This window comes from Micromonospora sp. ATCC 39149 (assembly GCF_000158815.1).
Taxonomy (GTDB): Bacteria; Actinomycetota; Actinomycetes; order Mycobacteriales; family Micromonosporaceae; genus Micromonospora.
The window spans coordinates 2,208,927-2,230,766 of record NZ_GG657738.1 but is presented as its reverse complement, the minus strand read 5'-3'; the positions used below and the strand labels follow the sequence as shown (position 1 = coordinate 2,230,766).

22 protein-coding genes and 1 pseudogene are annotated in these 21,840 nt (G+C 71.7%); 20 read left to right on the top strand and 3 right to left on the bottom strand.

Features of this window, described 5'->3' with window-relative positions; translation table 11 throughout:
• Positions 1-257 precede the first annotated feature (257 nt).
• Positions 258-482, top strand: a complete 225-nt coding sequence (rpmE, locus tag MCAG_RS09275) for a 50S ribosomal protein L31 (RefSeq protein ID WP_007072707.1) — start codon at positions 258-260, stop codon at positions 480-482.
• A gap of 113 nt (positions 483-595) precedes the next feature.
• Positions 596-1,684 (top strand): peptide chain release factor 1, encoded by a 1,089-nt coding sequence (gene prfA, locus MCAG_RS09270; protein WP_007072706.1) that lies wholly within the window; start codon positions 596-598, stop codon positions 1,682-1,684.
• 93 nt (positions 1,685-1,777) lie between these two features.
• Here prfA and MCAG_RS09265 read toward each other — a convergent pair whose 3' ends face one another.
• Entirely contained in the window at positions 1,778-3,328 is a 1,551-nt protein-coding gene (locus MCAG_RS09265) for a diguanylate cyclase (protein ID WP_007072705.1), read from the bottom strand.
• A 74-nt stretch (positions 3,329-3,402) separates the two neighbouring features.
• Between MCAG_RS09265 and prmC the strand changes: the two genes are divergently transcribed.
• From prmC to MCAG_RS09245, 4 genes are all read left to right on the top strand, one after another.
• Positions 3,403-4,446, top strand: a complete 1,044-nt coding sequence (gene prmC, locus MCAG_RS09260) for a peptide chain release factor N(5)-glutamine methyltransferase (RefSeq protein WP_085986108.1) — start codon at positions 3,403-3,405, stop codon at positions 4,444-4,446.
• Positions 4,446-5,090 carry an L-threonylcarbamoyladenylate synthase gene (locus tag MCAG_RS09255; protein WP_036376741.1) on the top strand — a complete coding sequence of 215 codons (645 nt, stop codon included), beginning with the start codon at positions 4,446-4,448 and terminating at the stop codon, positions 5,088-5,090. Before prmC ends, MCAG_RS09255 begins: the two co-directional genes overlap by 1 nt.
• Positions 5,091-5,702 carry a low molecular weight phosphotyrosine protein phosphatase gene (locus MCAG_RS09250; protein ID WP_007072702.1) on the top strand — a complete coding sequence of 204 codons (612 nt, stop codon included), beginning with the start codon at positions 5,091-5,093 and terminating at the stop codon, positions 5,700-5,702.
• 291 nt (positions 5,703-5,993) lie between these two features.
• A complete protein-coding gene (locus tag MCAG_RS09245; protein ID WP_007072701.1) occupies positions 5,994-8,114 on the top strand; it encodes a transglycosylase domain-containing protein in 2,121 nt (706 codons plus the stop codon).
• A 54-nt stretch (positions 8,115-8,168) separates the two neighbouring features.
• Here MCAG_RS09245 and MCAG_RS36185 read toward each other — a convergent pair.
• Positions 8,169-8,267, bottom strand: a pseudogene (locus tag MCAG_RS36185) (NmrA family transcriptional regulator); the annotation flags it as partial.
• Between the two features lie 35 nt (positions 8,268-8,302).
• Between MCAG_RS36185 and glyA the strand changes: the two are divergent.
• The 13 genes from glyA to MCAG_RS09180 all read left to right on the top strand — a co-directional run bounded on the left by glyA (position 8,303) and on the right by MCAG_RS09180 (position 19,284).
• Positions 8,303-9,592: a serine hydroxymethyltransferase gene (gene glyA / locus MCAG_RS09240; protein WP_007072700.1), complete on the top strand. Its 1,290-nt coding sequence runs from the start codon at positions 8,303-8,305 to the stop codon at positions 9,590-9,592.
• Positions 9,585-10,016 (top strand): hypothetical protein, encoded by a 432-nt coding sequence (locus MCAG_RS09235; RefSeq protein ID WP_007072699.1) that lies wholly within the window; start codon positions 9,585-9,587, stop codon positions 10,014-10,016. Before glyA ends, MCAG_RS09235 begins: the two co-directional genes overlap by 8 nt.
• A 182-nt stretch (positions 10,017-10,198) precedes the next feature.
• Positions 10,199-10,435, top strand: a complete 237-nt coding sequence (locus MCAG_RS09230; RefSeq protein WP_007072698.1) for an AtpZ/AtpI family protein — start codon at positions 10,199-10,201, stop codon at positions 10,433-10,435.
• An 11-nt stretch (positions 10,436-10,446) separates the two neighbouring features.
• Positions 10,447-11,244, top strand: a complete 798-nt coding sequence (gene atpB / locus MCAG_RS09225; protein ID WP_007072697.1) for a F0F1 ATP synthase subunit A — start codon at positions 10,447-10,449, stop codon at positions 11,242-11,244.
• 67 nt (positions 11,245-11,311) lie between these two features.
• Positions 11,312-11,545 carry an ATP synthase F0 subunit C gene (locus MCAG_RS09220; protein ID WP_007072696.1) on the top strand — a complete coding sequence of 78 codons (234 nt, stop codon included), beginning with the start codon at positions 11,312-11,314 and terminating at the stop codon, positions 11,543-11,545.
• Between the two features lie 28 nt (positions 11,546-11,573).
• Positions 11,574-12,113 carry a F0F1 ATP synthase subunit B gene (locus tag MCAG_RS09215; protein WP_036372928.1) on the top strand — a complete coding sequence of 180 codons (540 nt, stop codon included), beginning with the start codon at positions 11,574-11,576 and terminating at the stop codon, positions 12,111-12,113.
• The gene (locus MCAG_RS09210) at positions 12,113-12,934 is read left to right on the top strand and encodes a F0F1 ATP synthase subunit delta (RefSeq protein WP_036372925.1); all 822 of its coding nucleotides are present in this window, start codon (positions 12,113-12,115) and stop codon (positions 12,932-12,934) included. The genes MCAG_RS09215 and MCAG_RS09210 overlap by 1 nt, the downstream gene beginning before the upstream one ends.
• Positions 12,935-13,036: 102 nt before the next feature.
• Positions 13,037-14,677: a F0F1 ATP synthase subunit alpha gene (atpA, locus tag MCAG_RS09205; RefSeq protein ID WP_007072693.1), complete on the top strand. Its 1,641-nt coding sequence runs from the start codon at positions 13,037-13,039 to the stop codon at positions 14,675-14,677.
• Positions 14,678-14,686: 9 nt separating this feature from the next.
• A complete protein-coding gene (locus tag MCAG_RS09200) occupies positions 14,687-15,616 on the top strand; it encodes a F0F1 ATP synthase subunit gamma (RefSeq protein WP_007072692.1) in 930 nt (309 codons plus the stop codon).
• The gene (atpD, locus tag MCAG_RS09195; protein ID WP_036372923.1) at positions 15,616-17,070 is read left to right on the top strand and encodes a F0F1 ATP synthase subunit beta; all 1,455 of its coding nucleotides are present in this window, start codon (positions 15,616-15,618) and stop codon (positions 17,068-17,070) included. Before MCAG_RS09200 ends, atpD begins: the two co-directional genes overlap by 1 nt.
• Positions 17,071-17,283: 213 nt before the next feature.
• Positions 17,284-18,429 carry an LCP family protein gene (locus MCAG_RS09190; protein WP_036372921.1) on the top strand — a complete coding sequence of 382 codons (1,146 nt, stop codon included), beginning with the start codon at positions 17,284-17,286 and terminating at the stop codon, positions 18,427-18,429.
• 102 nt (positions 18,430-18,531) lie between these two features.
• Positions 18,532-18,816 (top strand): F0F1 ATP synthase subunit epsilon, encoded by a 285-nt coding sequence (locus MCAG_RS09185; protein WP_007072689.1) that lies wholly within the window; start codon positions 18,532-18,534, stop codon positions 18,814-18,816.
• A 12-nt stretch (positions 18,817-18,828) separates the two neighbouring features.
• The gene (locus MCAG_RS09180) at positions 18,829-19,284 is read left to right on the top strand and encodes a DUF2550 domain-containing protein (RefSeq protein WP_007072688.1); all 456 of its coding nucleotides are present in this window, start codon (positions 18,829-18,831) and stop codon (positions 19,282-19,284) included.
• A gap of 453 nt (positions 19,285-19,737) precedes the next feature.
• On the opposite strand, the gene MCAG_RS09170 is transcribed toward MCAG_RS09180, so the two are convergent.
• Positions 19,738-20,310 (bottom strand): cob(I)yrinic acid a,c-diamide adenosyltransferase, encoded by a 573-nt coding sequence (locus MCAG_RS09170; protein ID WP_007072686.1) that lies wholly within the window; start codon positions 20,308-20,310, stop codon positions 19,738-19,740.
• Between MCAG_RS09170 and murA the strand changes: the two genes are divergently transcribed.
• The gene (murA, locus tag MCAG_RS09165) at positions 20,309-21,745 is read left to right on the top strand and encodes a UDP-N-acetylglucosamine 1-carboxyvinyltransferase (protein ID WP_007072687.1); all 1,437 of its coding nucleotides are present in this window, start codon (positions 20,309-20,311) and stop codon (positions 21,743-21,745) included. The two genes, MCAG_RS09170 and murA, sit on opposite strands and share 2 nt — an antisense overlap.
• Positions 21,746-21,840 lie beyond the last annotated feature (95 nt).

The window sequence follows — 21,840 nt, the reverse complement described above, 5'->3', positions numbered from 1 at the left end:
GCCCGGCGCTCGGGAGACGTGAGAAGGGTCCCGGAGGCGTTGAGAAGGTGCCCTTCCTTGCGTCGTGGGAATGCGGGAGGGGACAGGCACGTTGACGAAGCCGGACCTGCTGTGCGGCCCGCCTGGGGGGTCGGCTCATGCCCATGGCACACTGGTCAATCGGCCACCGGTTCCGGTTCACGCCCGAGCCCGACGCGCGCCACGCGTCGGGGCCGCACGGCGACCCGGCGACCACCAAGCGAGAGGACCGAGGCGACATGAAGCCCAACATCCACCCGGAGTACACGACCACCGCGGTCAGCTGCTCCTGCGGCAGCACCTTCACGACCCGCAGCACCGCCAAGGGCGGTTCCATCCACGTCGAGACCTGCAGCGCCTGCCACCCGTTCTACACCGGTAAGCAGCGCGTTCTCGACACGGCCGGCCGGGTCGCCAAGTTCCAGCAGAAGTACGCCAAGGTTCAGGCCAAGAAGGCCAAGTAGCTCCACGTTCGGCGCCCGCGTCCGGCTTCCTGCCGGGCGCGGGCGCTGTCCGTATTGCCCCGCACGTCCGGTTGTCGCCGGTCGGCCCCCGTCGTCGAAGGAGCACCCCGAGCATGAGCAGTGAGCGGTTGGCGGCCCTCCTCGACGAGTACGCCGAGCTGGAGAAGCGCCTCGCGGACCCGGCGATCCACGCGGACCAGAACGCCGCCCGTCGGGTCGGACGCCGCTACGCGGAGCTGTCGCCACTGCACAAGGCGGCTGCCGAGCTGGAGCAGGCCCGCGCCGACCTGGCCGCGGCGCGGGAACTGGCCGCCGAGGACCCGTCCTTCGCCGCCGAGACGGAGTCCATCGCCGCCGGGCTGCCCGCACTGGAGGAACGCCTCGCCGAGCTGCTGATCCCGCGCGACCCGCACGACGCCAAGGACGTGATCGTCGAGATCAAGGCCGGCGAGGGCGGCGAGGAGTCCGCCCTGTTCGCCGGGGACCTGCTGCGGATGTACACCCGGTACGCCGAACGTCGCGGCTGGCTCACCGAGGTCATCGACGCGCAGGACTCCGACCTGGGCGGGGTCAAGGACGTCTCGCTGGCGATCAAGACCAAGGGCGTCCCGGAGGGCGGCAACGGTGTGTGGTCGCGACTCAAGTGGGAGGGCGGGGTGCACCGGGTGCAGCGCGTCCCGGTCACCGAGTCGCAGGGACGCATCCACACCAGCGCCGCCGGCGTGCTGGTGCTGCCCGAGGCCGAGGACGTCGACGTGAGCGTCGACCCGAACGACCTGCGGATCGACGTGTTCCGCTCGTCCGGGCCGGGCGGGCAGTCCGTGAACACCACCGACTCGGCGGTGCGGATCACCCACGTGCCGACCGGGATCGTCGTCTCCTGCCAGAACGAGAAGTCTCAGCTACAGAACCGCGAGCAGGCGATGCGCATCCTGCGGGCCCGGCTGCTGGCCGCCGCCCAGGAGCAGGCCGACGCCGCCGCCTCGGACGCCCGCAAGGCGCAGGTGCGTACCGTGGACCGCTCGGAGCGCATCCGCACGTACAACTTCCCGCAGAACCGGATCACCGACCACCGGATCGGCTACACGGCGTACAACCTCGACCTGGCCCTCGCCGGCGAGCTGGACGGTGTGCTGGACGCCCTGGCCGACGCCGATCGCGCCGCCCGACTGGCCGGCGACACGGAGCTGACCCGCCGCTGAGGCGGGGCCGGGCCGATCTGCGGCTACCGCACCTGAGGTAGAGGTGGGCAGGGGCCGACCGGCCGTTACCGCACCGGAGGTGGCCCCCTGGCTTCAGGAGGCGCGGGAGCGGTTCTTGGCGGCCAGCATCTCCCGGTCGGCGGTCTCGAACGCCGCGCCGAGCGCGTCGCGCAGGCCAGGGCCGCTGGCCCTGACCTCGGCGAAGCCTATGGTCACCCCGACCGGGGTGCCGGGCACCAGGGCCTCCCAGTCCTCGGTGCGCACTGCCGCCTCGATGCGGCGGGCCACCTCGGCCGCCTCGGTCATTCCCGCCCCGGAGAGCACCACCACGAACTCGTCGCCGCCGTAGCGGGCCACGAAGTCGCCCCGGCGCATGACCCGGTTGATCACCCCGGCGATGCGCTGGAGAACCAGGTCGCCGGAGTGGTGGCCGTGGCGGGTGTTGACCGCCTTGAAGCCGTCCAGGTCGCAGACCCCGATGACCACCCGCTCGCCCCCGGCCACCACGGCCGCGATGTAGCGCTCCAGCCGGCGACGGTTGGGCAGGCCGGTCAGCGGGTCGGTGAGCGCCTCGCCCTCGAACCGGGCAGCCTCCCGCCGCATCTCCTCGTGGTCGATCCGGGCGGCGATGCCGTCGATGTAGACGTCCCGCAGCCGGTCGTTGCGCTGCGCGGCGAGCCGGAACGCGTGCCGGTCGGCCCGGTGGGCCGCCGCGTGGTCGCCGGCCCGGCCGTACGCGATGCTGCGCAGCCGGGCCCGCTCGGCCGCGCCGAGCGTCTCGTTGGAGACCCGGGCGGTGTCGAGCCGGGTGATCGCCTCGATCGGGTTGCCGGCCGCGATGGCCAGGCACACCTGGCCGAGCTGGCGCATGTCCCGGGCCCGGGCGCTGTCCGCGCCGTGGCCGAGCAGCCGGTTCGGGTCGGCGTCGGTGGCGGTCTCCACCTGGTCGCCGAGGGCGGCCCGGCGGGCGGCAGCGTAGCCGTACGCGGCCAGGCTGCTCGGGCGCAGCTCGTCGGCCCGCCCGCCGCGCAGGAACCGGCCCAGGTCGGCGGCGACGTCCCGGAGCACCCGCAGGCAGCCGTCGCTGTCGCCGTTGTGGTCGAGGGCGACCGCGTTGCGCAGCCGGATGCCGGGCGCGGCGAAGGTCTCCTCGGGGATGCCGGCGGCCAGCCCGAGCTGGCGGGCGCGCTCGATGGCGCCGAGCGCGTACCCGTGGAAGCTCAGGTAGGAGTAGGCCATCGCGAGGTCGTGCCAGCCCCAGGCGGTGTCCCGGTCCGGGTCCTCGACCGCCCCCAGCGCCCGGGCCGCCTTCACCAGGTGGGTGACGCACCGGTCGAGCGCCCCCTGATGGTGAGCGGCGAGCGCGGCCAGCGCGTTGAGGTGCCCGTGCAGGTACGGCTCGGCGAGGTCCCGCACGGCGGCGGACGCCTCCTCGATGGCCCGGGTGTACTCGGCGGTGCGCCCGAGATTGATCAACGCGGACAGGCGCTGCACGAGCGCGTCGGCCCGGGCGTACGGGTCGCCGGTGCTGCGGATCACCCCGTCGAGCAGGAGGCACGACTCGGCGGAGCGACTAACCTCCTGAAGCGCGCGAGCCCGTGTCAGGACGTCAACCTGGTCGTTGACCCGGTTGAGCCACCCCACGCGCGACCTCCCTGTCGGTGTGCGGAGGGACGCACCAACTCATGGCGCGGCCCGCGACGCTTCATGATTATGTCGTGACCTCCCGTCCGCAACACCCGTCCGAAGGGTCAGAACGCCGTCAGCCCACGGTGGCGGTGGCCCGCGCCGCCCGCCTTCTCGCCACGGCGGGGATCGAGTCGCCTCGCGTCGAGGCCGAGCTGCTCGCCGCCCACGTGCTGGGCGTGCCCCGGGGGCGGCTGGCGCTGGCCGACCGCCTCAGCCCCGACCAGCTCGAGCGGTACGACGCCCTGGTCGCCCGCCGGGTGGCCCGGGAGCCGCTGCAACACCTCACCGGCAAAGCCGCCTTCCGGCACCTGGAGCTGGCGGTCGGTCCGGGCGTCTTCGTGCCCCGGCCGGAGACCGAGCTGCTCGCCGGCTGGGGCGTAGACCAGGCCCGGCTGCGGGCCTGCGATCCCACGGCTGGGGGCGGCCAGGGGGCGACCGGTGGGCCGCTGGTCGTCGATTTGTGCAGCGGGTCGGGAGCGATCGCCCTCGCGGTGGCCCAGGAGGCACCCGCCGCCCGGGTGGTGGCCGTGGAGCGGTCCCCGGCGGCGCTGGCGTGGCTGCGCCGTAACGCGGCCGACCGGGCCGCCGCAGGGGACCGGCCGGTCGAGGTGGTGGCCGCCGACGTCACCGATCCGGGCCTGCTCGGCGAGCTGGTCGGGCGGGTGGACGTGTTGCTGTGCAACCCGCCGTACGTGCCGCGGGCCGTCCAGGTGCCCCCGGAGGTGGCGGCGCACGACCCGGACGAGGCGGTCTTCGGCGGTGCGGACGGGCTGGACGTGATCCGGCCGGTGCTGGCCCGCGCCGCACAGCTACTCCGCCCCGGCGGGGTGCTCGGTGTCGAGCACGACGACACCCACGGCGCGGCGGTGCCCGCGCTACTGGCCGCCGACGGCCGGTACGAGGAGATCGTGGAGCACCGGGACCTGGCCGGACGGCCCCGGTTCGCGACCGCCCGCCGCCGATCTCCGGCATCCTGCCGCACGCCGGGGGCGGCGGGCGGATCCGGACCTGTGGGACCCGTTCACGCCGAGGACACCGACCGGGCCGGGGCGTGGCAGACTGGCTCCTCGTGATGCTCTACGACTGTCGGTCGCTCGCCGACCGGGACCGCGGCATCGCCGCTGCCATCGAGGCGGTCAAGAACGGCGAGCTGGTCGTCCTGCCGACGGACACGGTCTACGGGATCGGCGCGGACGCCTTCACCCCGTACGCGGTGAAGGCGCTCTCGGATGCCAAGGGCGGAACCCGGCAGGCGCCCCCGGTGCTGATCGGGTCCCGCCACACCCTCGACGGCCTGGTCTTCACGCTGCCCCGGTCGGCCCGCGACCTGGTCGAGGCGTTCTGGCCGGGCGCGCTCACGATCGTGGTGGAGCACTCGCCGAGCCTGTCGTGGGACCTCGGCGACGACAGCGGCACCGTCGCGGTCCGGATGCCGCTGCACCCGGTGGCCCTGGAGGTGCTGCGGGAGACCGGCCCGATGGCGGTGGCGTCGGCCAACAAGGTCGGCCAGCCGGCGGCGGTGACCGCCGAGGCGGCCCGGGAGCAGCTCGGGTACACCGTCCGGGCGTACCTGGAGGCCGGGCCGTGTCCCGATCCGGTGCCGAGCACCATCGTCGACCTCACCGGCGAGGTGCCGAGGCTGCTGCGCGCCGGGGCGATCCCGGTCGAGAAGCTGCGGGACGTCGTGCCGGACATCGTCGAGAGCCAGGTGGGCTGAGTGCCGCCGTTCACCGTCCTGCACGTCTGCATGGGAAACATCTGCCGCTCACCGATGGCGGAGCGGCTGCTGGCGCTGGCCGTCCGCGAGCGGCTGACGCGGCGCGGCATCGACCCGATCGGCGCGGACGGGCTGCTGCACAGCCACAGCGCAGGCACCGGCGGCTGGCACGCGGGCGAGGAGATGAACCCGCCGGCGGCCCGTCAGGTGGTGTCCCGGGGCGGCGACGTGGACGGCTTCGCCGCCCGCAAGCTGCGCTCCGACCTCATCGACGCGGCGGACCTGGTGCTCACCGCCACCGCCGACCAGCAGGAGTACGTGGTGGCGCTACGCCCCGACGCCGCGCCCCGCACGTTCGTGCTCGGTGAGTTCGGCCGGCTGCTGGCGGCGGTCGACGCCGCCGGGCTGCCCCCGGCCGACGCCACGGGGGACGCCGTGTACGCCCGGGGCGTGGCCCTGGTGGCCGCCGCGCACGCCGCCCGGCAGGGCGCGGCCCCGCTGCACACCGACGACCTCGACGACCCGTGGGGGCGCGGCGACCAGTGCTTCAGCCGGGTCGCCGACGAGATCGAGGAGACCGTCCACCCCCTGGCCGCCGCCCTGCTGCCCTGACAGCGCTGCTGCCCAGCCCTGACAGCGCTGCTGCCCAGCCCTGACAGCGATGCTGCCCAGCCCTGACAGGGCGATGCTTGTCCTGCCCCCTGACGGGGCGCTGCCGTCCTGCCCTGACGGCGCTGCGGCTTCGGCGAGGGCGCGGCGCGGTGGCTTCGGCACGGCGGCTCCGGCGCGTCGCGTGTCTTTCTCGCGAAATTCGTCCCCCTTTGGGGAAAACCGGCCGGGTGCGCTGCCGCCCGGGTCATTCTGAACGGGTCCGCACCTGACCGGCTCCTGCGGGGAGAGCTGATGATCCGGGCCTGTCGTCTCAACAAGCTGATGACCATCGTGATCGCCGGCGTGCTCGCCGGGCTGGCGCTCGCGGTGGCCGCACTGCCGGCCGCCCTGGTCTTCGGGATCGGCATCCGGGGAATCACCGAGCCGTGGTCGGACCTGCCGGCGTCGCTGCTCACGCCGCCGACGGCGCAACGGTCCACCCTCTACGCCAACGACGGCCGCACTCTGATCACGTCCTTCTACACCGAGGACCGGGTCGACGTGCCGCTGGCCCAGGTGGCGCCGGCGATGCGTCAGGCCGTGGTCGCCGCCGAGGACGTCCGCTTCTACGAGCACCCGGGCGTGGACGTGCGGGGCGTGGTCCGGGCGTTCACCGCCAACCGGCGCGACGGCGCGCCCCGGCAGGGCGCGTCGACCCTGACCATGCAGTACGTGCGCAACGTGCTCGCCAGCGACCCTGGGCTGACCGAGGAGGAGCGGGCCAAGGCCACCGAGGTCACCCTCAGCCGCAAAATCAAGGAGATGCGGTACGCCCTGGCGCTGGAGCGCGAGATGAGCAAGGACCAGATCCTCGCCGGCTACCTCAACATCGCCTACTTCGGCGCGGGCGCGTACGGGGTGGGTGCGGCCAGCAAGCGGTACTTCTCCAAGCTGCCGGCGCAGCTCACCCTGGCCGAGTCGGCCCTGCTGGCCGGGCTGGTGCGCTCGCCGCACACCGACGACCCGATCAACGGCGACGCCGACGCGGCGCTGGCCCGCCGGACGTACGTGCTGGACCGGCTGGTCGAAACCGGCCAGGTCGCGCCCGACGTGGCCGCGGTGGCGAAGGCCGAGCCGCTCGCCCTGAAGCCCAGCGCGACGCCGAACGACTGCACGGCGGTCCCGCAGGAGCACAACGACTGGGGCTTCTTCTGCGACTGGTTCACCCGGTGGTGGAGCGAGCAGCAGGCGTTCGGCGCCACCGCCGACGAGCGGCAGCGCACCCTGCGCCGGGGCGGCTTCCGGATCGTCACGTCGCTCGACCCGGCGGTGCAGCGGACCGCCGCCGAGCAGGTCTTGCGGATCTACGACGTCGACGACCCGCGCACCGCGCCTACGGCCGTGGTGCAACCGGGCACGGGGCGGGTGCTCGCCCTCGCGGTGAACCGGAACTACAGCGTCGAGGAGAACCCGCCGGGCTGGCGCAACCGCCCGAACACCGTCAACCAGCTCGTCGCTGGGGGCGGAACCATCCACGGGTACCAGGCCGGGTCGACGTTCAAGATCTTCGCGGTGCTCGCCGCGCTGGAGGCGGGACTGCCGCTGGGCACCCTCTTCGACGCCCCGCCCCGCATCGTCACCCGCTTCCCGGTGACCGGCGGCCCCGCCGAATGCCGTGGCCGCTGGTGCCCGGTCAACTCCGACCCGATCGCGATGGACGGCTACCGGACCATGTGGGACGCGTTCGGCCGCTCGGTCAACACGTACTTCGCCTGGCTGACCGAGCGGGTCGGCGCGGACCGGGTGGTGGAGATGGCCGAGCGGCTCGGCATCCGGCTGCGCGCCGAGTCCGACGCCCGGTTGGCCAGGTACGGCGCGCGGGAGTGGGGCCCGTTCACGCTGGGCGTCGCCGCCACCACCCCGCTCGACCTCGCCGGGGCGTACGCGGCGGTGGCGGCGGAGGGGCTGTGGTGCGCGCCCACGCCGGTGGTGCGGATCCTCGACGCCGCCGGGCGGGAGGTCGCCGCCGGGCACCCGGACTGCCGGCAGGTGCTCGACACGGACGTGGCCCGGGGCGCGGCCGACGCGGCCCGGTGCCCGGTCGGCGACCAGTCGATGTACGGCGGCTGCTCCGACGGCACCGCCCAGGACCTGCGCGGCCGGCTGGGCCGGCCGGTGGCCGGCAAGACCGGCAGCTCGGAGGGGAACGGCACGGAAACCGTGGTCGCCTTCACTCCGCAGCTTGCCGTCGCCTCGATCGCGGCGAACCCGGACGATCCCCGGGACGCGGTCGGCCTGGCGGTCCAGGCCGAGCTGGTCGACCTGGTCGGCCGCACCCTCTACGACGGCCTCCGGGACCAGCCGGTACGCGACTTCGTCCCACCCAGCGAGTCGGTGGCCCTGCGCGCCACGGCCCCCCGCTCCGGCAACTGAACCGCCTGCCCGCCGAAGGCGATCGCGTGCAACGGGAACACCACCTCCGGTAGGCGTGGCCGCCAGGCAGCGCACCTGGCGCCCCTCGGCCAGCAGCCGGGGCGCGGGTCGCCCGCCGGTGTACCCGGTCGCGCCGGTGACGAGGCATCTCACGGCCCCCGGTGTGCGGCTCCGTAGACTCCTTCGCTGTGGAGAACGCGAGGAGCACCTTCTGGGGGCCGGACTTCGAGCAGCTCAGCACCATCGATCCGGAGATCGCCGGGGTGGTGCTCGGCGAGCTGGACCGGCTGCGCGGCGGCCTGCAACTGATCGCCAGCGAGAACCTGACCTCCCCGGCGGTGCTGGCCGCGCTCGGCTCGACGCTGACCAACAAGTACGCCGAGGGGTACCCGGGCCGGCGCTACTACGGCGGCTGCGCCGAGGTGGACCGGGCGGAGGAGATCGGCATCGCCCGCGCGAAGGAGCTGTTCGACGCCGAGCACGCCAACCTCCAGCCGCACTCCGGGGCGAACGCCAACCTCGCCGCGTACGCCGCGTTGGTGCAGCCGGGGGACACGGTGCTGGCGATGGACCTGCCGCACGGCGGGCACCTGACCCACGGCAGTCGGGTGAACTTCTCCGGCAAGTGGTACGGCACGGTCGGCTACCGGGTCCGCAAGGACACCGAGCTGATCGACTACGACGAGGTGCGTGATCTCGCCCGGGCCCACCGTCCCAAGATGATCATCTGTGGGGCGACGGCGTATCCCCGGCTGATCGACTTCGCCCGGTTCCGGGAAATCGCCGACGAGGTGGGCGCGTACCTGATGGTGGACGCCGCGCACTTCATCGGGCTGGTCGCCGGTCGGGCCGTACCGTCGCCGGTGCCGTACGCCGACGTCGTCTGCGCCACCACGCACAAGGTGCTGCGCGGCCCGCGCGGCGGCATGATCCTGTGCCGGGAGTCGCTGGCTCAGCGGATCGACAAGGCGGTCTTCCCGTTCACCCAGGGCGGGCCGCTGATGCACGCCGTCGCGGCCAAGGCGGTGGCCCTGCGCGAGGCCGCCCAGCCCGAGTTCCGGGCGTACGCCGCGCAGGTGGTGGCCAACGCCCGCGCGCTCGCCGCCGGGCTCGCCGCCGAGGGGATGCGGCCGGTCTCCGGCGGCACCGACACCCACCTCGCCCTGCTCGACCTGCGCGCGGCCGGGGTGACCGGGGCCGAGGCCGAGGCGCGCTGCGACGCCGCGGCCATCACCCTGAACAAGAACGCGATCCCGTACGACCCGCAGCCGCCCATGGTCGCCTCGGGCATCCGGGTGGGCACGCCGAGCGTCACCACGCAGGGCATGGGCGAGGAGGAGATGCGCCTTGTCGCGGCCCTGATCGCCCGCGCGGTTCGCGCTGATCCCGCCGCGGCGGGCGGCGTCGACACCCTCACCCGGGTCGCCGCCGACGCGGCCGAGCTGGTCGCCGCCTTCCCGGCGTACCCCCGTGGCTGAGCCCGTGGTGGACGCGGCGCGGGCGACCGACGACCGGGGCTGGCGGCTGCGCCACCTGCCGGTGCTGCTGGCCGCCTCCGCCGCCGTGGCGGCCCTGGGCGCGGTGGTGGGCGGCGTCCTCGGCGGGGCGGACGCGGCGCTGGGCGTGGCGGCCGGGGTGGCCGTGACCGTGGCCAGCTACGTCCTCACCACCGTGGTCCTGGCCTGGGCGGATGCGCGCAACCCGCAGCTCGTGCTCCCGTTCGGGGTCGGCCTGTACGTCGCGAAGTTCACCCTCCTGGGTGGCGTGCTGATGGCGGTCGCCTCGACGGGATGGTCGGCGATGGTCCCGCTCTGCATCGGCATCGCCGTCGGCGTGGTGGTCTGGACCGGCGCGCACATCTGGTGGCTCAGCACGGTGTACGCGCGCCGGGCCAAGGGCTGAGGGCTCCTGCGTCCCACTTTTCGGTACGACGCGCGATTGTGTCCGACACCGGTCATTCATTCTGTGGTGCAAGGGGAGTAGCGTGCCCACAGACGACGCGCCCGCCAGAGGCCCACACAACGACGGTTGTGCGGGGGGTGAGGCACAGCCTCGTTTTCCCGACTGATATCGTTCGCCCCGTCATGGCTGGTGACCAAACCCCCCGACCCAGCGGCGGCCCGGACGACACTCCGACCGGTGCCGGCCAGGGTTGGACCGCGCTCTCGTACCTGATCGGGGGCATGCTCGTCTGGGGTTTCGTCGGCTGGCTGGTCGACCAGTGGCTCGACACCGGTGGCATCGCCACCGGGATCGGCGTCGTGCTCGGCATGGCCGGGGGGATCATCCTGGTCGTCCGCCGACTCGGCACGCCTACTTAGGAAGGGACGCGGTGTTCGGACAGGCGAACGTCCTGGCAGCGGGCCAGGCGGCATTCCCACCCAGCGTGGAGGACTTTTACCTGCCCAGCATCCTGCCCTGGGGTGCGCACGACTCCTACTGGTTCACCAAGATTACGGCCATGGTCTGGATCGCCGTCGGCGTCCTGATCATCTTCTTCCTGGCGACCTACCGGAAGCCGCAGCTGGTGCCGACGAAGAAGCAGTGGCTCGCCGAGTCCATCTACGGCTTCGTGCGCAACAACATCGCCGTCGAGATGATCGGGCACGCGGGGGTGCGGTTCGCGCCGTACTTCACGACGCTGTTCTGCTTCATCCTGCTGACGAACTTCTTCGCGATCGTCCCGCTGTTCCAGATCTCGCCGAACTCGCACATCGCCTTCCCGGCCTTCCTCGCCGTGATCAGCTACGTGATGTTCATCTGGGTGGGCATCCGGCACCACGGGTTCGGCAAGTTCGTCAAGAACTCCCTGATCCCGCCGGCGCCGTGGTACATCCTGCCGCTGCTGATCCCGATCGAGTTCTTCTCGACCTTCCTGGTCCGGCCGTTCTCGCTGGCCGTCCGTCTCTTCGCGAACATGTTCGCCGGCCACATGCTCCTGCTGGTCTTCACGCTCGGCGGGTTCGCGATGCTCAGCGCCAACGCCTGGCTGGCCCCGGTCTCGGTGCTGTCCTGGGTGATGACCATCGCTCTCACCTTCCTCGAGTTCCTGGTCATCTGCCTGCAGGCATACGTCTTCACGGTGCTCACCGCCAGCTACGTGCAGGGCGCGCTCGCCGACGAGCACTGATCCATCTCGCACCACCCGTTGTCGTCCCGCGTGAGAGTCACGCGTGATAACCAGGAGGAATCCACTAATGGACATCATCGCCGCGGTAGAGGGCAGCACCGCCGCCATCGGCTACGGTCTCGCGGCCATCGGCCCGGGCATCGGTGTCGGCCTGGTCTTCGCCGCCTACATCCAGTCGACCGCCCGCCAGCCGGAGTCGTCCCGGATGACCCTGCCGTACGTCTGGATCGGCTTCGCCGTCATCGAGGCGCTCGCGCTGCTCGGTATCGCCTTCGGCTTCATCTGGCAGGGCAACCTCTAAATCCCGCCCTTCGACCGGGAGGTTTCCCATGTACCTGCTCGCCGCAGAGGGTGGTGAGTCGACCCACAACCCGATCATCCCGATCTGGCAGGAGATCGTGGTCGGTGGCATCGCCTTCGTCCTGCTCTGCATCGTGCTGATGAAGTTCGTCTTTCCGCGCATGGAGCAGACGTTCCAGGCCCGGGTCGACGCGATCGAGGGTGGCATCAAGCGCGCCGAGGCCGCCCAGGCCGAGGCCAACCAGCTCCTTGAGCAGTACCGCGCGCAGCTCGCCGAGGCGCGCACCGACGCCGCGAAGATCCGGGACGACGCCCGGGCCGACGCGGAGGGCATCCGGCAGGACATCCTCGCCAAGGCGCGGGAGGAGTCCGACCGGATCATCGCGGCCGGCAAGGAGCAGCTCGCCGCCGAGCGGGCCACCATCGTGCGTGAGCTGCGCACGGAGGTCGGCACGATCGCGGTCGACCTGGCCAGCAAGATCGTCGGCGAGTCGCTGGCGGACGAGGCCCGCCGCAAGGGCACCGTCGACCGCTTCCTCAGCGACCTCGAGAGCACGGGGGCCCGCTGATGCAGGCCGCCAGCCGGGAGTCGTACCGGGCCGCGACCGAGCGCCTGGCGGCGTACGCGCGGGGTGCGGAGCCGTCGGCGGTGGCCGCCACCGCCGACGACCTGCTCGCCGTCGCCGGCCTGCTGCGGCGTGAGCCGCGGCTGCGTCGGGCGCTGTCCGACCCGGCCCGCTCGGGCGCGGACCGCGCCGGGCTGCTCGGGGACATGCTCCGGGGCAAGGTCGGCGCGGATGGGCTCGACCTGCTCACCGAACTCGTCTCCGGCCGGTGGTCGGCACCGTCGGAGCTGCTCGACGGCGCCGAGCGCCTCGGCGTGGAGGCGCTGCTGGCCAGCGCCGAAGCCTCCGGCGACCTGGGCGAGGTCGAGGACGAGCTGTTCCGCTTCGGCCAGGTGGTCGCCGGCCAGCCCGCGCTGTCGGCGGCGCTGTCCGACCCGGTCGGCCCGGCCGAGCGGCGGGTCGAGCTGGCCCGCGAGCTGCTCGCCAGCAAGGCCCGCCCGGTCACCGTCCGCCTCGTCGAGGTGGCGTTGAACGGGTTCGGTGGGCGTTCCTTCACCGGCTCGCTCACCCGGCTGGTCGAGCTGACCGCCGACCGGCGGGACCGGAGGGTCGCGTACGTGACCGTGGCGGCCCCGTTGAGCGACGAGGACGAGCAGCGGCTCGGTGCCCGCCTGTCCGCGATGTACGGTCGGGAGGTCTCCGTCAAGCAGATGGTGGACCCCTCGGTCCTCGGCGGCGTCAGCGTCCGGGTCGGGTCCGACCTGTACGACGGCACCGTCCTGCGCCGCCTCAACGAGACCCGCAACGCGCTCGCGAAGCGCTGACCGGCATCCCGCTGGCACACGCGAAACGCCTGGATTGACAGACGCCATTCGGACCGGTCGGTACTAGGTATCCCGGGCCCCTGATACTTAAGGAAGCAGAGGATGGCCGAGCTGACCATCTCGACGGAGGAGATCCGCGGCGCCCTGGAGCGCTACGTCTCCTCCTACTCGCCCGACGTCTCCCGCGAGGAGGTCGGCACCGTCGCCGACACCGGCGACGGTATCGCCCACGTCGAGGGCCTGCCCTCGACCATGACCAACGAGCTCCTGGAGTTCGAGGACGGCACGCTCGGCGTGGCGCTGAACCTCGACGTCCGGGAGATCGGCGTCGTCGTTCTCGGTGACTCCGCCAAGCTCGAAGAGGGCCAGCGCGTCAAGCGCACCGGCCGGGTGCTCTCCGTGCCGGTCGGTGACGCCTTCCTCGGCCGCGTGGTCAACGCGCTCGGCCAGCCGATCGACGGCCTCGGTGACATCGCCAACGAGGGCTTCCGCGAGCTGGAGCTGCAGGCCCCGAACGTGATGGCCCGGCAGTCCGTCGACGAGCCGCTGCAGACCGGTATCAAGGCGGTCGACGCCATGACCCCGATCGGCCGGGGCCAGCGGCAGCTCATCATCGGTGACCGGAAGACCGGCAAGACCACGGTCGCCCTGGACACCATCCTCAACCAGCGGGACAACTGGCGCTCCGGCGACCCGAAGAAGCAGGTTCGCTGCATCTACGTCGCCATCGGCCAGAAGGCCTCCACGATCGCCTCGATCAAGGGCATCCTGGAGGACGCGGGAGCGATGGAGTACACCACCATCGTGGCCTCCCCGGCGTCCGACCCGGCCGGCTTCAAGTACCTGGCGCCCTACACCGGCTCGTCCATCGGCCAGCACTGGATGTACGGCGGCAAGCACGTCCTGATCGTCTTCGACGACCTGAGCAAGCAGGCGGAGGCGTACCGGGCCGTGTCGCTGCTGCTGCGCCGCCCGCCGGGCCGCGAGGCGTACCCGGGTGACGTCTTCTACCTGCACTCCCGGCTGCTGGAGCGCTGCGCGAAGCTCTCCGACGCGCTGGGCGGCGGCTCGATGACCGGCCTGCCGATCATCGAGACGAAGGCCAACGACATCTCGGCCTTCATCCCGACCAACGTCATCTCCATCACCGACGGCCAGATCTTCCTGGAGACGGACCTGTTCAACCAGGGCGTCCGGCCGGCCATCAACGTCGGCACCTCGGTTTCCCGGGTCGGCGGCGCCGCCCAGGTGAAGCCGATGAAGAAGGTCGCCGGCTCGCTGCGGCTCAACCTGGCCCAGTACCGCGAGCTGGAGGCGTTCGCCGCCTTCGCCTCCGACCTGGACAAGGCCTCCCGCGCCCAGTTGGAGCGCGGTTCCCGCCTGGTCGAGCTGCTCAAGCAGCCGAACTACTCGCCCTTCCCGGTGCAGGAGCAGGTCGTCTCCGTCTGGGCCGGAACCGAGGGCAAGCTCGACGACGTCCCCGTCGGCGAGGTGCGCCGGTTCGAGTCCGAGTTCCTCCAGTACCTGCGGCACAAGCACGAGGGCACCCTCGCGGCGATCGCCGACAACAAGTGGAACGACGACGTGATCTCCTCTCTCGACGAGGCCATCGCGAGCTTCAAGCAGATGTTCCTCGGCAAGGAGGACGAGCCCCGGATCAACGAGGCCCCGGCAGCCCCGCTGGAGGGCGAAGAGAGCCGCGAGACGGTGACCCGCTACCGCGACAACGCCGAGAAGCAGTAGGGCTGACTCATGGCGGCCCAGGTACGCGTTCTTCGTCAACGGATTCGCTCGGCGAAGGGGATGAAGAAGATCACCAAGGCGATGGAGCTCGTGGCGACGAGCCGGATCGCCAAGGCCCAGGCCCGGGTGCAGGCGTCCCTGCCGTACGCCCAGGCCATCACCGGCGTGCTCACCGCGCTGGCGTCCAACGCCCGGATCGACCACCCGCTGCTCACCCCGCGCGAGCGGGTGCGGCGGGCGGGCGTCCTGCTGGTAACCGCCGACCGGGGCCTGGCCGGCGGTTACAGCTCCAACGCGATCAAGACCGCGCAGTCGCTGATCGCCCGGCTGCGCGCCGAGGACAAGGAGCCGGTGCTCTACGTCATCGGCCGCAAGGGCGTCGGGTTCTACCGGTTCCGGGACTGGCCGATCGAGGCGAACTGGACGGGCTTCTCGGAGCAACCGACGTTCGCCAACGCCCGCGAGGTGGGTGAGACGCTGATCAAGGCGTTCACCGCCGGCGCGGACGACGTGGACGGCTCCGCCGGGCCGGACGGGGTGCTCGGGATCGACGAGCTGCACATCGTCTACACCGAGTTCCACTCCCTGATGACCCAGACCCCGGTCGCGAAGGTCATCGGCCCGATGCAGGTCGAGGACCGGCCCAAGTCCGAGGGTCTGCTCCCGGCGTACGAGTTCGAGCCGGAGGCGGAGGCGCTGCTCGACGCGCTGCTGCCGAAGTACATCAACACGCGGATCTACGCGGCGTTGCTGGAGTCGGCGGCGAGCGAGTCGGCGTCCCGGCGGCGGGCGATGAAGAGCGCCACCGACAACGCCGAAGAGATGATCGAGAAGTACACGCGTGAGATGAACTCGGCCCGCCAGGCCGGGATCACCCAGGAGATCAGCGAGATCGTCGGCGGCGCGAACGCGCTCGCCGCGTCGGGAAGTGAAGTGTGATGACTGTATCCGCAGTTGCTGGTGGACCAGCAGAGACCAAGACGGCCACCGGTCGCGTGGTCCGGGTCATCGGCCCGGTCGTCGACGCCGAGTTCCCGCGCGACGCCATGCCGGCCCTGTTCAACGCCCTCAACGTCGACGTGAGCCTCTCCGGCGGCGAGAAGACGCTGACCCTGGAGGTCGCTCAGCACCTGGGCGACAACCTGATCCGCGCCATCTCGATGCAGCCGACCGACGGCCTGGTGCGCGGTGCCGAGGTGCGCGACACCGGTTCGCCGATCACCGTGCCGGTGGGCGACACGGTCAAGGGCCACGTCTTCAACGCCATCGGCGAGTGCCTCAATCTCACCGAGGGCGAGACGCTGAGCCCGGACGACCACTGGGGCATCCACCGCAAGGCCCCGGCCTTCGCGGACCTGGAGCCGAAGACCGAGATGCTGGAGACCGGCATCAAGGTCATCGACCTGCTCGCCCCGTACGTCAAGGGTGGCAAGATCGGTCTGTTCGGCGGCGCGGGCGTGGGCAAGACGGTGCTCATCCAGGAGATGATCACCCGGGTGGCCCGGAACTTCGGTGGTACGTCGGTCTTCGCCGGCGTGGGGGAGCGCACCCGCGAGGGCAACGACCTCATCGCCGAAATGACCGAGTCCGGCGTCATCGACAAGACCGCGCTGGTCTACGGCCAGATGGACGAGCCGCCGGGCACCCGGCTGCGGGTCGCCCTGTCCGCGCTGACCATGGCGGAGTACTTCCGCGACGTCAAGAAGCAGGAGGTGCTGCTCTTCATCGACAACATCTTCCGCTTCACCCAGGCCGGTTCCGAGGTGTCCACCCTGCTCGGCCGGATGCCGAGCGCCGTGGGTTACCAGCCGACCCTGGCCGACGAGATGGGCGAGCTCCAGGAGCGGATCACCTCCGTCCGGGGCCAGGCCATCACCTCGCTGCAGGCGATCTACGTGCCGGCGGACGACTACACCGACCCCGCCCCGGCCACCACGTTCGCCCACCTCGACGCGACCACCAACCTGGAGCGGTCGATCTCCGACAAGGGCATCTACCCGGCCGTGGACCCGCTGGCGTCCTCGTCCCGGATCCTCGCCCCGGAGTTCGTCGGCGCCGAGCACTTCGCGGTGGCCACCGAGGTCAAGCGGATCCTGCAGAAGTACAAGGACCTGCAGGACATCATCGCCATCCTCGGCATCGAGGAGCTCTCCGAGGAAGACAAGATCACCGTGCAGCGCGCGCGGCGGATCGAGCGCTTCCTGTCGCAGAACACCTACGCCGCCGAGCAGTTCACCGGCGTGCCGGGTTCGACGGTTCCGATCGCCGAGACCATCGAGGCGTTCAAGAAGATCAGCGAGGGGGAGTACGACCACTTCCCCGAGCAGGCCTTCTTCATGTGCGGTGGTCTGGAGGACCTGGAGCGCAAGGCCGCGGAGCTGATGAAGAGCTAGATTTGCGTCACACTGTCGAGGGCCGTCCTGGTAACAACCGGGGCGGTCCTCGTTCATCTACAGGCTCTATGATCTCCGCTGTCCGGTTGCTGATCGGCGGCTTCGTCGAACGCGAGGTACCGTCGATTCACGCCGTCCCCCGGACGAGTGAACATCGTTGCAACTTTTCGGCTGCATACGCCCGTCTCCTAGTCGTGGGCGTGACGAACGGAGATGCTCGTGGGTAAGGCCGGCAAGGGCGGCAGGAAGAAACCGTCGGCGTGGTCGCGGGTGCCCCGCTGGTCGCGGGTGTGCACGGTCTTCGGGGCCGTGCTCATGCTGCTCAGCGGCGCGGTGCTGGTCGGCTACGAGGCACTGATGGCCCGGTACGAGGGCGCGGTGGGCAAGGGCGACCTGTTCGGCGACCAGGCCGCCGGCGCCCAGGAGCGCAAGAGCGACATCAAGGGGCCGCTCAACATCCTGCTGGTCGGCATCGACCCGCGCGACGCGAAGACCCCGCCGCTGGCCGACTCGGTCATGGTGCTGCACGTGCCGGCCGAGCTGGACCGGGCGTACCTCTTCTCGTTGCCCCGGGACCTGCGGGTCGAGATCCCGAGGTTCAGCAAGGCCGAGTTCGGCGGCGGCACCGACAAGCTCAACGCCGCCATGGCGTACGGCAGCCGGGTCCCCGGGCAGAACCCGGACGCCGCCCGGGGCTTCGAGCTGCTGGCCAAGACCGTGCAGCAGGTGACCGGGATCGACCGCTTCGACGCGGGCGCGATCATCAACTTCACCGGCTTCCAGAAGATCGTCGACGCGATGGGCGGCGTCGACATGTACATCGAGCGCGAGGTGCGCTCCGAGCACCGCGAGCCGAGCGGGGTGCACCGCAAGGGCAACCCGTACGGCGAGGGTTACATCGGCCCTCAGGCGGTCTACAAGAAGGGCAACCAGCACCTCAGCGGCTGGCAGGCGCTGGACTACGTCCGCCAGCGGTACCCGAAGAACGGCGTCCCGGACGCCGACTACGGCCGGCAGCGGCACCAGCAGCAGTTCATCAAGGCGATGGTCAACCAGGCGTTCAGCGCCGACGTGGTGACCAACCCGATCAAGCTGGACAGGGTGATCCGGGCCGCCGGGCAGTCGCTGATCTTCAACGGCCGGGGCAACAGCGTGGTCGACTTCGCGATCGCACTCAAGGGCATCCGCTCCGACAACGTCGAGCTGATCAAGCTGCCGGGGGAGAACATCGGCACCGGGTCGGCGTACCGGGGCGAGCGGTTGCGGCCCGAGGCCGAGGACTTCTTCACCGCTCTGGAGAAGGAGCAGCTCGACGCCTTCCTGCTGGAGCATCCGGACTTCCGGAACAAGACGAAGTAGGGCTCCCGGGCGCGGGTGGCGCAGCTTACGCCACCCGCGTTGGGAGCCCACGACGGGCGCGACTAGACTTGCGGCAATCCGCCGCCGCAGCAAGGAGACAGCGTGGCACAGCAGCTTCACGTCGAGCTCGTAGCCGTCGAGGAGAAAGTCTGGTCCGGCGAGGCCGAGATGGTCGTCGCCCGCACGACCGAGGGTGAGCTGGGTGTGCTGCCGGGGCACGCGCCCCTGCTGGGGCAGCTCGCCGAGCCCGGCCAGGTCCGGATCAAGCTGCCCGGTGGCGAGCAGATCTCGTACGAGGTGGCCGGCGGCTTCCTCTCGGTGAGCAGCGAGGGCGTCACCGTACTGGCCGAGAGCGCCACCCCGGCCTCCGCAGCACAGAGCCGCTGAGCCGATCCGCCGATGGAGATCGTGGAAGGGATCGGAATCGGCGTCGCCGCGGTGTTCGTGGCCCTGTTAATCCTCTTCCTCCGGCGGGCGCTGGTCACGCGCAGCGGCGGGATCATCCGGCTCAGCGTCCGGGTGACCACGATGCTCGACGGTCGAGGCTGGTCGCCCGGTTTCGGCCGGTTCGCCGGCGACGAACTCCGGTGGTACCGGATGTTCAGCTTCGCCCTGCGCCCCAAGCGGGTGCTCTCCCGTAAGACCCTGGTCGTGGAGCGGCGTCGGCTGCCCGAGGGGCAGGAGCGCCTCTCGATGCCCGCCGACTGGGTGATCCTGCGCTGTACCAGCCGGCACGCCCCGGTGGAGATCGCCATGGCCCGCTCCACCGTCACGGGCTTCCTGTCCTGGCTGGAGGCCGCCCCGCCCGGGGCGGCCTCGCCGCGTCTGGCCTCCCAGAACTGGCCCGCCGCCTGACCCCGGAAGCCCCCGCCGGGAGGGGCCGGACCGCCAAGGGCGTCAGCGCACCGGGCGGCGCCATGGGCAGTCACCACCGCGCCCGACACTTCACCACCCCTTTACGCTGGCGCGGTGCTGCCGCCCCGCCGCGCCTCCACCCATCCCCGCGATCTTGCACTTGTGGCCCGGGCATAACGGGATAGAAGGCCCTCTCCTGGGGCCGCAACTGCAAGATCAGCGGGAGCGGGAGCGGGAGCGGGTGGGGCGAGCCGGTCGTGGTTTCGCCCGGTCAACGCCGGGGACTCCTTCGGCGCGAGGTGCGTCGGGCCGAGCCGTTCCAGGATCGGCCGGCGGACCAGTCCTGGAACGGCTGCCAGCTCCGCTCGCCCAGCAGGCAGCCCCAGCAGCGGACGACCCCGGCCAGCTTCGGCCCCCAGACCTCGACGTGGTGCAGGGTCCCGACGGGGACGCTCAGCGCCGGCCGCCCGGGACCCACAGCACATCGCCCGCCGGATTTGCCGTTCTTGACAGGATAAAGAGCAGATCGGAGAGCCGGTTGAGATACTTTGCCGGGAGGGTGCTGGTCCGGTCGGGGTCGTGCGCGACCAGCGTCCACGCCGCCCGCTCGGCCCGCCGGGCGATCGTCCGTGCCACGTGCAGCAGTGCCGCTCCGGCGGTGCCGCCGGGGAGGATGAAGGAGTCAAGCTTGCTCAGGCGTGCGTTGTACTCGTCGCACCATCCCTCCAGTCGTTCTACGTACTCCTCGGTGATCCGCAGCGGCGGGTACTTCGGGTCCGGCTCCACGGGGGTGGACAGGTCGGCCCCCACGTCGAACATGTCGTTCTGGATCGACCCCAGCACCGCCCGCAGTCCGTCGTCGAGCTGCCCGAGGGCGAGCGCGACGCCGAGCGCGGCGTTGCACTCGTCCACGTCCGCGTACGCGGCGATCCGTGGGTCGGTCTTCGGCACCTGCTCGTTGTTGCTAAGCCTGGTCATGCCGGCGTCGCCGGCCTTGGTGTAGATGCGCGTGAGGTGGACGGCCATGACGCACAGCCTACGGATACCGGACCTGACCAACCCCGCCCGACCGGAGCCGGCGCGCCCTGCCGGGCTCGGTCCCGGCGAGGCCGGCGCCCCGGCGGTCAGCGACGTCGACGTCATCCGCGTCGCCGGTGACGCCCGCCTCGCCGGGACCGTGCACGTGGTCGGGGCGAAGAACTCGGCCCTCAAGCTGATGGCCGCCGCGCTGCTCGCCCCCGGGCTCAGCGTGATCACGAACGTCCCGCGCATCACCGACATCGCCATCATGGGCGAGGTGCTGCGCCGGCTGGGCTGCGTCGTCCGCTTCGACGCCGACGACCCGGTCGACCCGATGGTGGCCCGGGGCGGGGTGGCCCGGTCCCGGTCGGTCACCATCGACGTGCCCGAGCAGCCCGGCGCGGAGGCCGACTACGACCTGGTCCGCCGGCTGCGCGCGTCCATCTGCGTGCTGGGCCCGCTGCTGGCCCGTCGGGGGTACGTCCGGGTGGCCCACCCCGGCGGGGACGCCATCGGTTCCCGAGGGCTGGACATGCACATCGCCGGGCTGACCCGGATGGGCGCCGACATCTCCGGCGCGCACGGCTTCGTCATCGCCGCCGCCCCGGACGGCCTGCACGGCGCGGACATTGTCCTGGACTTCCCCAGCGTCGGGGCGACCGAGAACCTGGTGATGGCCGCCGTGCTGGCCCAGGGCACGACGGTGATCGACAACGCGGCCCGGGAGCCGGAGATCGTCGACCTCTGCTCGATGCTGATCCGGATGGGTGCCCGGATCGAGGGGGAGGGCACCTCCACCCTGCACATCGACGGGGTGCCCGAGCTGCGGCCGGTGCGGCACGCCACGGTGGGGGACCGGATCGTAGCCGGGACCTGGGCGTTCGCCGCCGCGATGACCCGGGGGGACGTCACCGTGACCGGCATCGACCCGGGCTTCCTGGAGGTCGCGCTGGACAAGCTGGTCTGCGTCGGCGGGCTGATAGAGACCCGGGGCGACGCCTTCCGGGTACGCATGGAAGACCGGCCCACGTCCGTCGACGTGGTAACCCTGCCCTACCCGGGCTTCGCCACCGACCTGCTGCCGATGGCGATCGGGCTCGCCGCGGTGAGCGACGGCGCGTCCCTGATCACCGAGAACATCTTCGACGGCCGGTTCATGTTCGCCAACGAGATGTTGCGGCTGGGCGCGGACATCAAGACCGACGGCCACCACGCCGTGGTCCGGGGCCGGGACCGGCTCTCGGGCGCGCCCGTACGGGCCACCGACATCCGGGCCGGCGCCGGGCTGATCATCGCCGGCCTCTGCGCGGACGGGGTCACCGAGGTCTCCCACGTGCACCACGTCGATCGCGGCTACCCGGACTTCGTCGCCGACCTGCGGGCGCTCGGGGTGCGGGTCGAGCGGGTCAGCGTACCGGAGGAACCGGCGCTGGAGATCTGAGCACGGGCGGGCCTCGCGTGGCGCGTGGCCCCGTGTCGTCCGGCGGGGCCTGAGTGCAGCGCGGGCGTGGCCCTGTGTCCGGCGTGGCCCGTTGC

What these genes read in the sequence shown, in the direction of transcription:
- rpmE (WP_007072707.1), top strand. Translation starts at nt 258, where the DNA reads ATGAAGCCCAACATCCACCCGGAGTACACGACCACCGCGGTCAGCTGC.
- atpD (WP_036372923.1), top strand. Translation starts at nt 15,616, where the DNA reads ATGACTGTATCCGCAGTTGCTGGTGGACCAGCAGAGACCAAGACGGCC.
- MCAG_RS09210 (WP_036372925.1), top strand. Translation starts at nt 12,113, where the DNA reads ATGCAGGCCGCCAGCCGGGAGTCGTACCGGGCCGCGACCGAGCGCCTG.
- MCAG_RS09180 (WP_007072688.1), top strand. Translation starts at nt 18,829, where the DNA reads ATGGAGATCGTGGAAGGGATCGGAATCGGCGTCGCCGCGGTGTTCGTG.
- MCAG_RS09200 (WP_007072692.1), top strand. Translation starts at nt 14,687, where the DNA reads ATGGCGGCCCAGGTACGCGTTCTTCGTCAACGGATTCGCTCGGCGAAG.
- murA (WP_007072687.1), top strand. Translation starts at nt 20,309, where the DNA reads ATGACGCACAGCCTACGGATACCGGACCTGACCAACCCCGCCCGACCG.
- MCAG_RS09190 (WP_036372921.1), top strand. Translation starts at nt 17,284, where the DNA reads ATGCTCGTGGGTAAGGCCGGCAAGGGCGGCAGGAAGAAACCGTCGGCG.
- MCAG_RS09245 (WP_007072701.1), top strand. Translation starts at nt 5,994, where the DNA reads ATGATCCGGGCCTGTCGTCTCAACAAGCTGATGACCATCGTGATCGCC.
- prfA (WP_007072706.1), top strand. Translation starts at nt 596, where the DNA reads ATGAGCAGTGAGCGGTTGGCGGCCCTCCTCGACGAGTACGCCGAGCTG.
- MCAG_RS09170 (WP_007072686.1), bottom strand. Translation starts at nt 20,310, where the DNA reads ATGGCCGTCCACCTCACGCGCATCTACACCAAGGCCGGCGACGCCGGC.
- MCAG_RS09230 (WP_007072698.1), top strand. Translation starts at nt 10,199, where the DNA reads ATGGCTGGTGACCAAACCCCCCGACCCAGCGGCGGCCCGGACGACACT.
- MCAG_RS09215 (WP_036372928.1), top strand. Translation starts at nt 11,574, where the DNA reads ATGTACCTGCTCGCCGCAGAGGGTGGTGAGTCGACCCACAACCCGATC.
- MCAG_RS09220 (WP_007072696.1), top strand. Translation starts at nt 11,312, where the DNA reads ATGGACATCATCGCCGCGGTAGAGGGCAGCACCGCCGCCATCGGCTAC.
- atpA (WP_007072693.1), top strand. Translation starts at nt 13,037, where the DNA reads ATGGCCGAGCTGACCATCTCGACGGAGGAGATCCGCGGCGCCCTGGAG.
- MCAG_RS09255 (WP_036376741.1), top strand. Translation starts at nt 4,446, where the DNA reads ATGCTCTACGACTGTCGGTCGCTCGCCGACCGGGACCGCGGCATCGCC.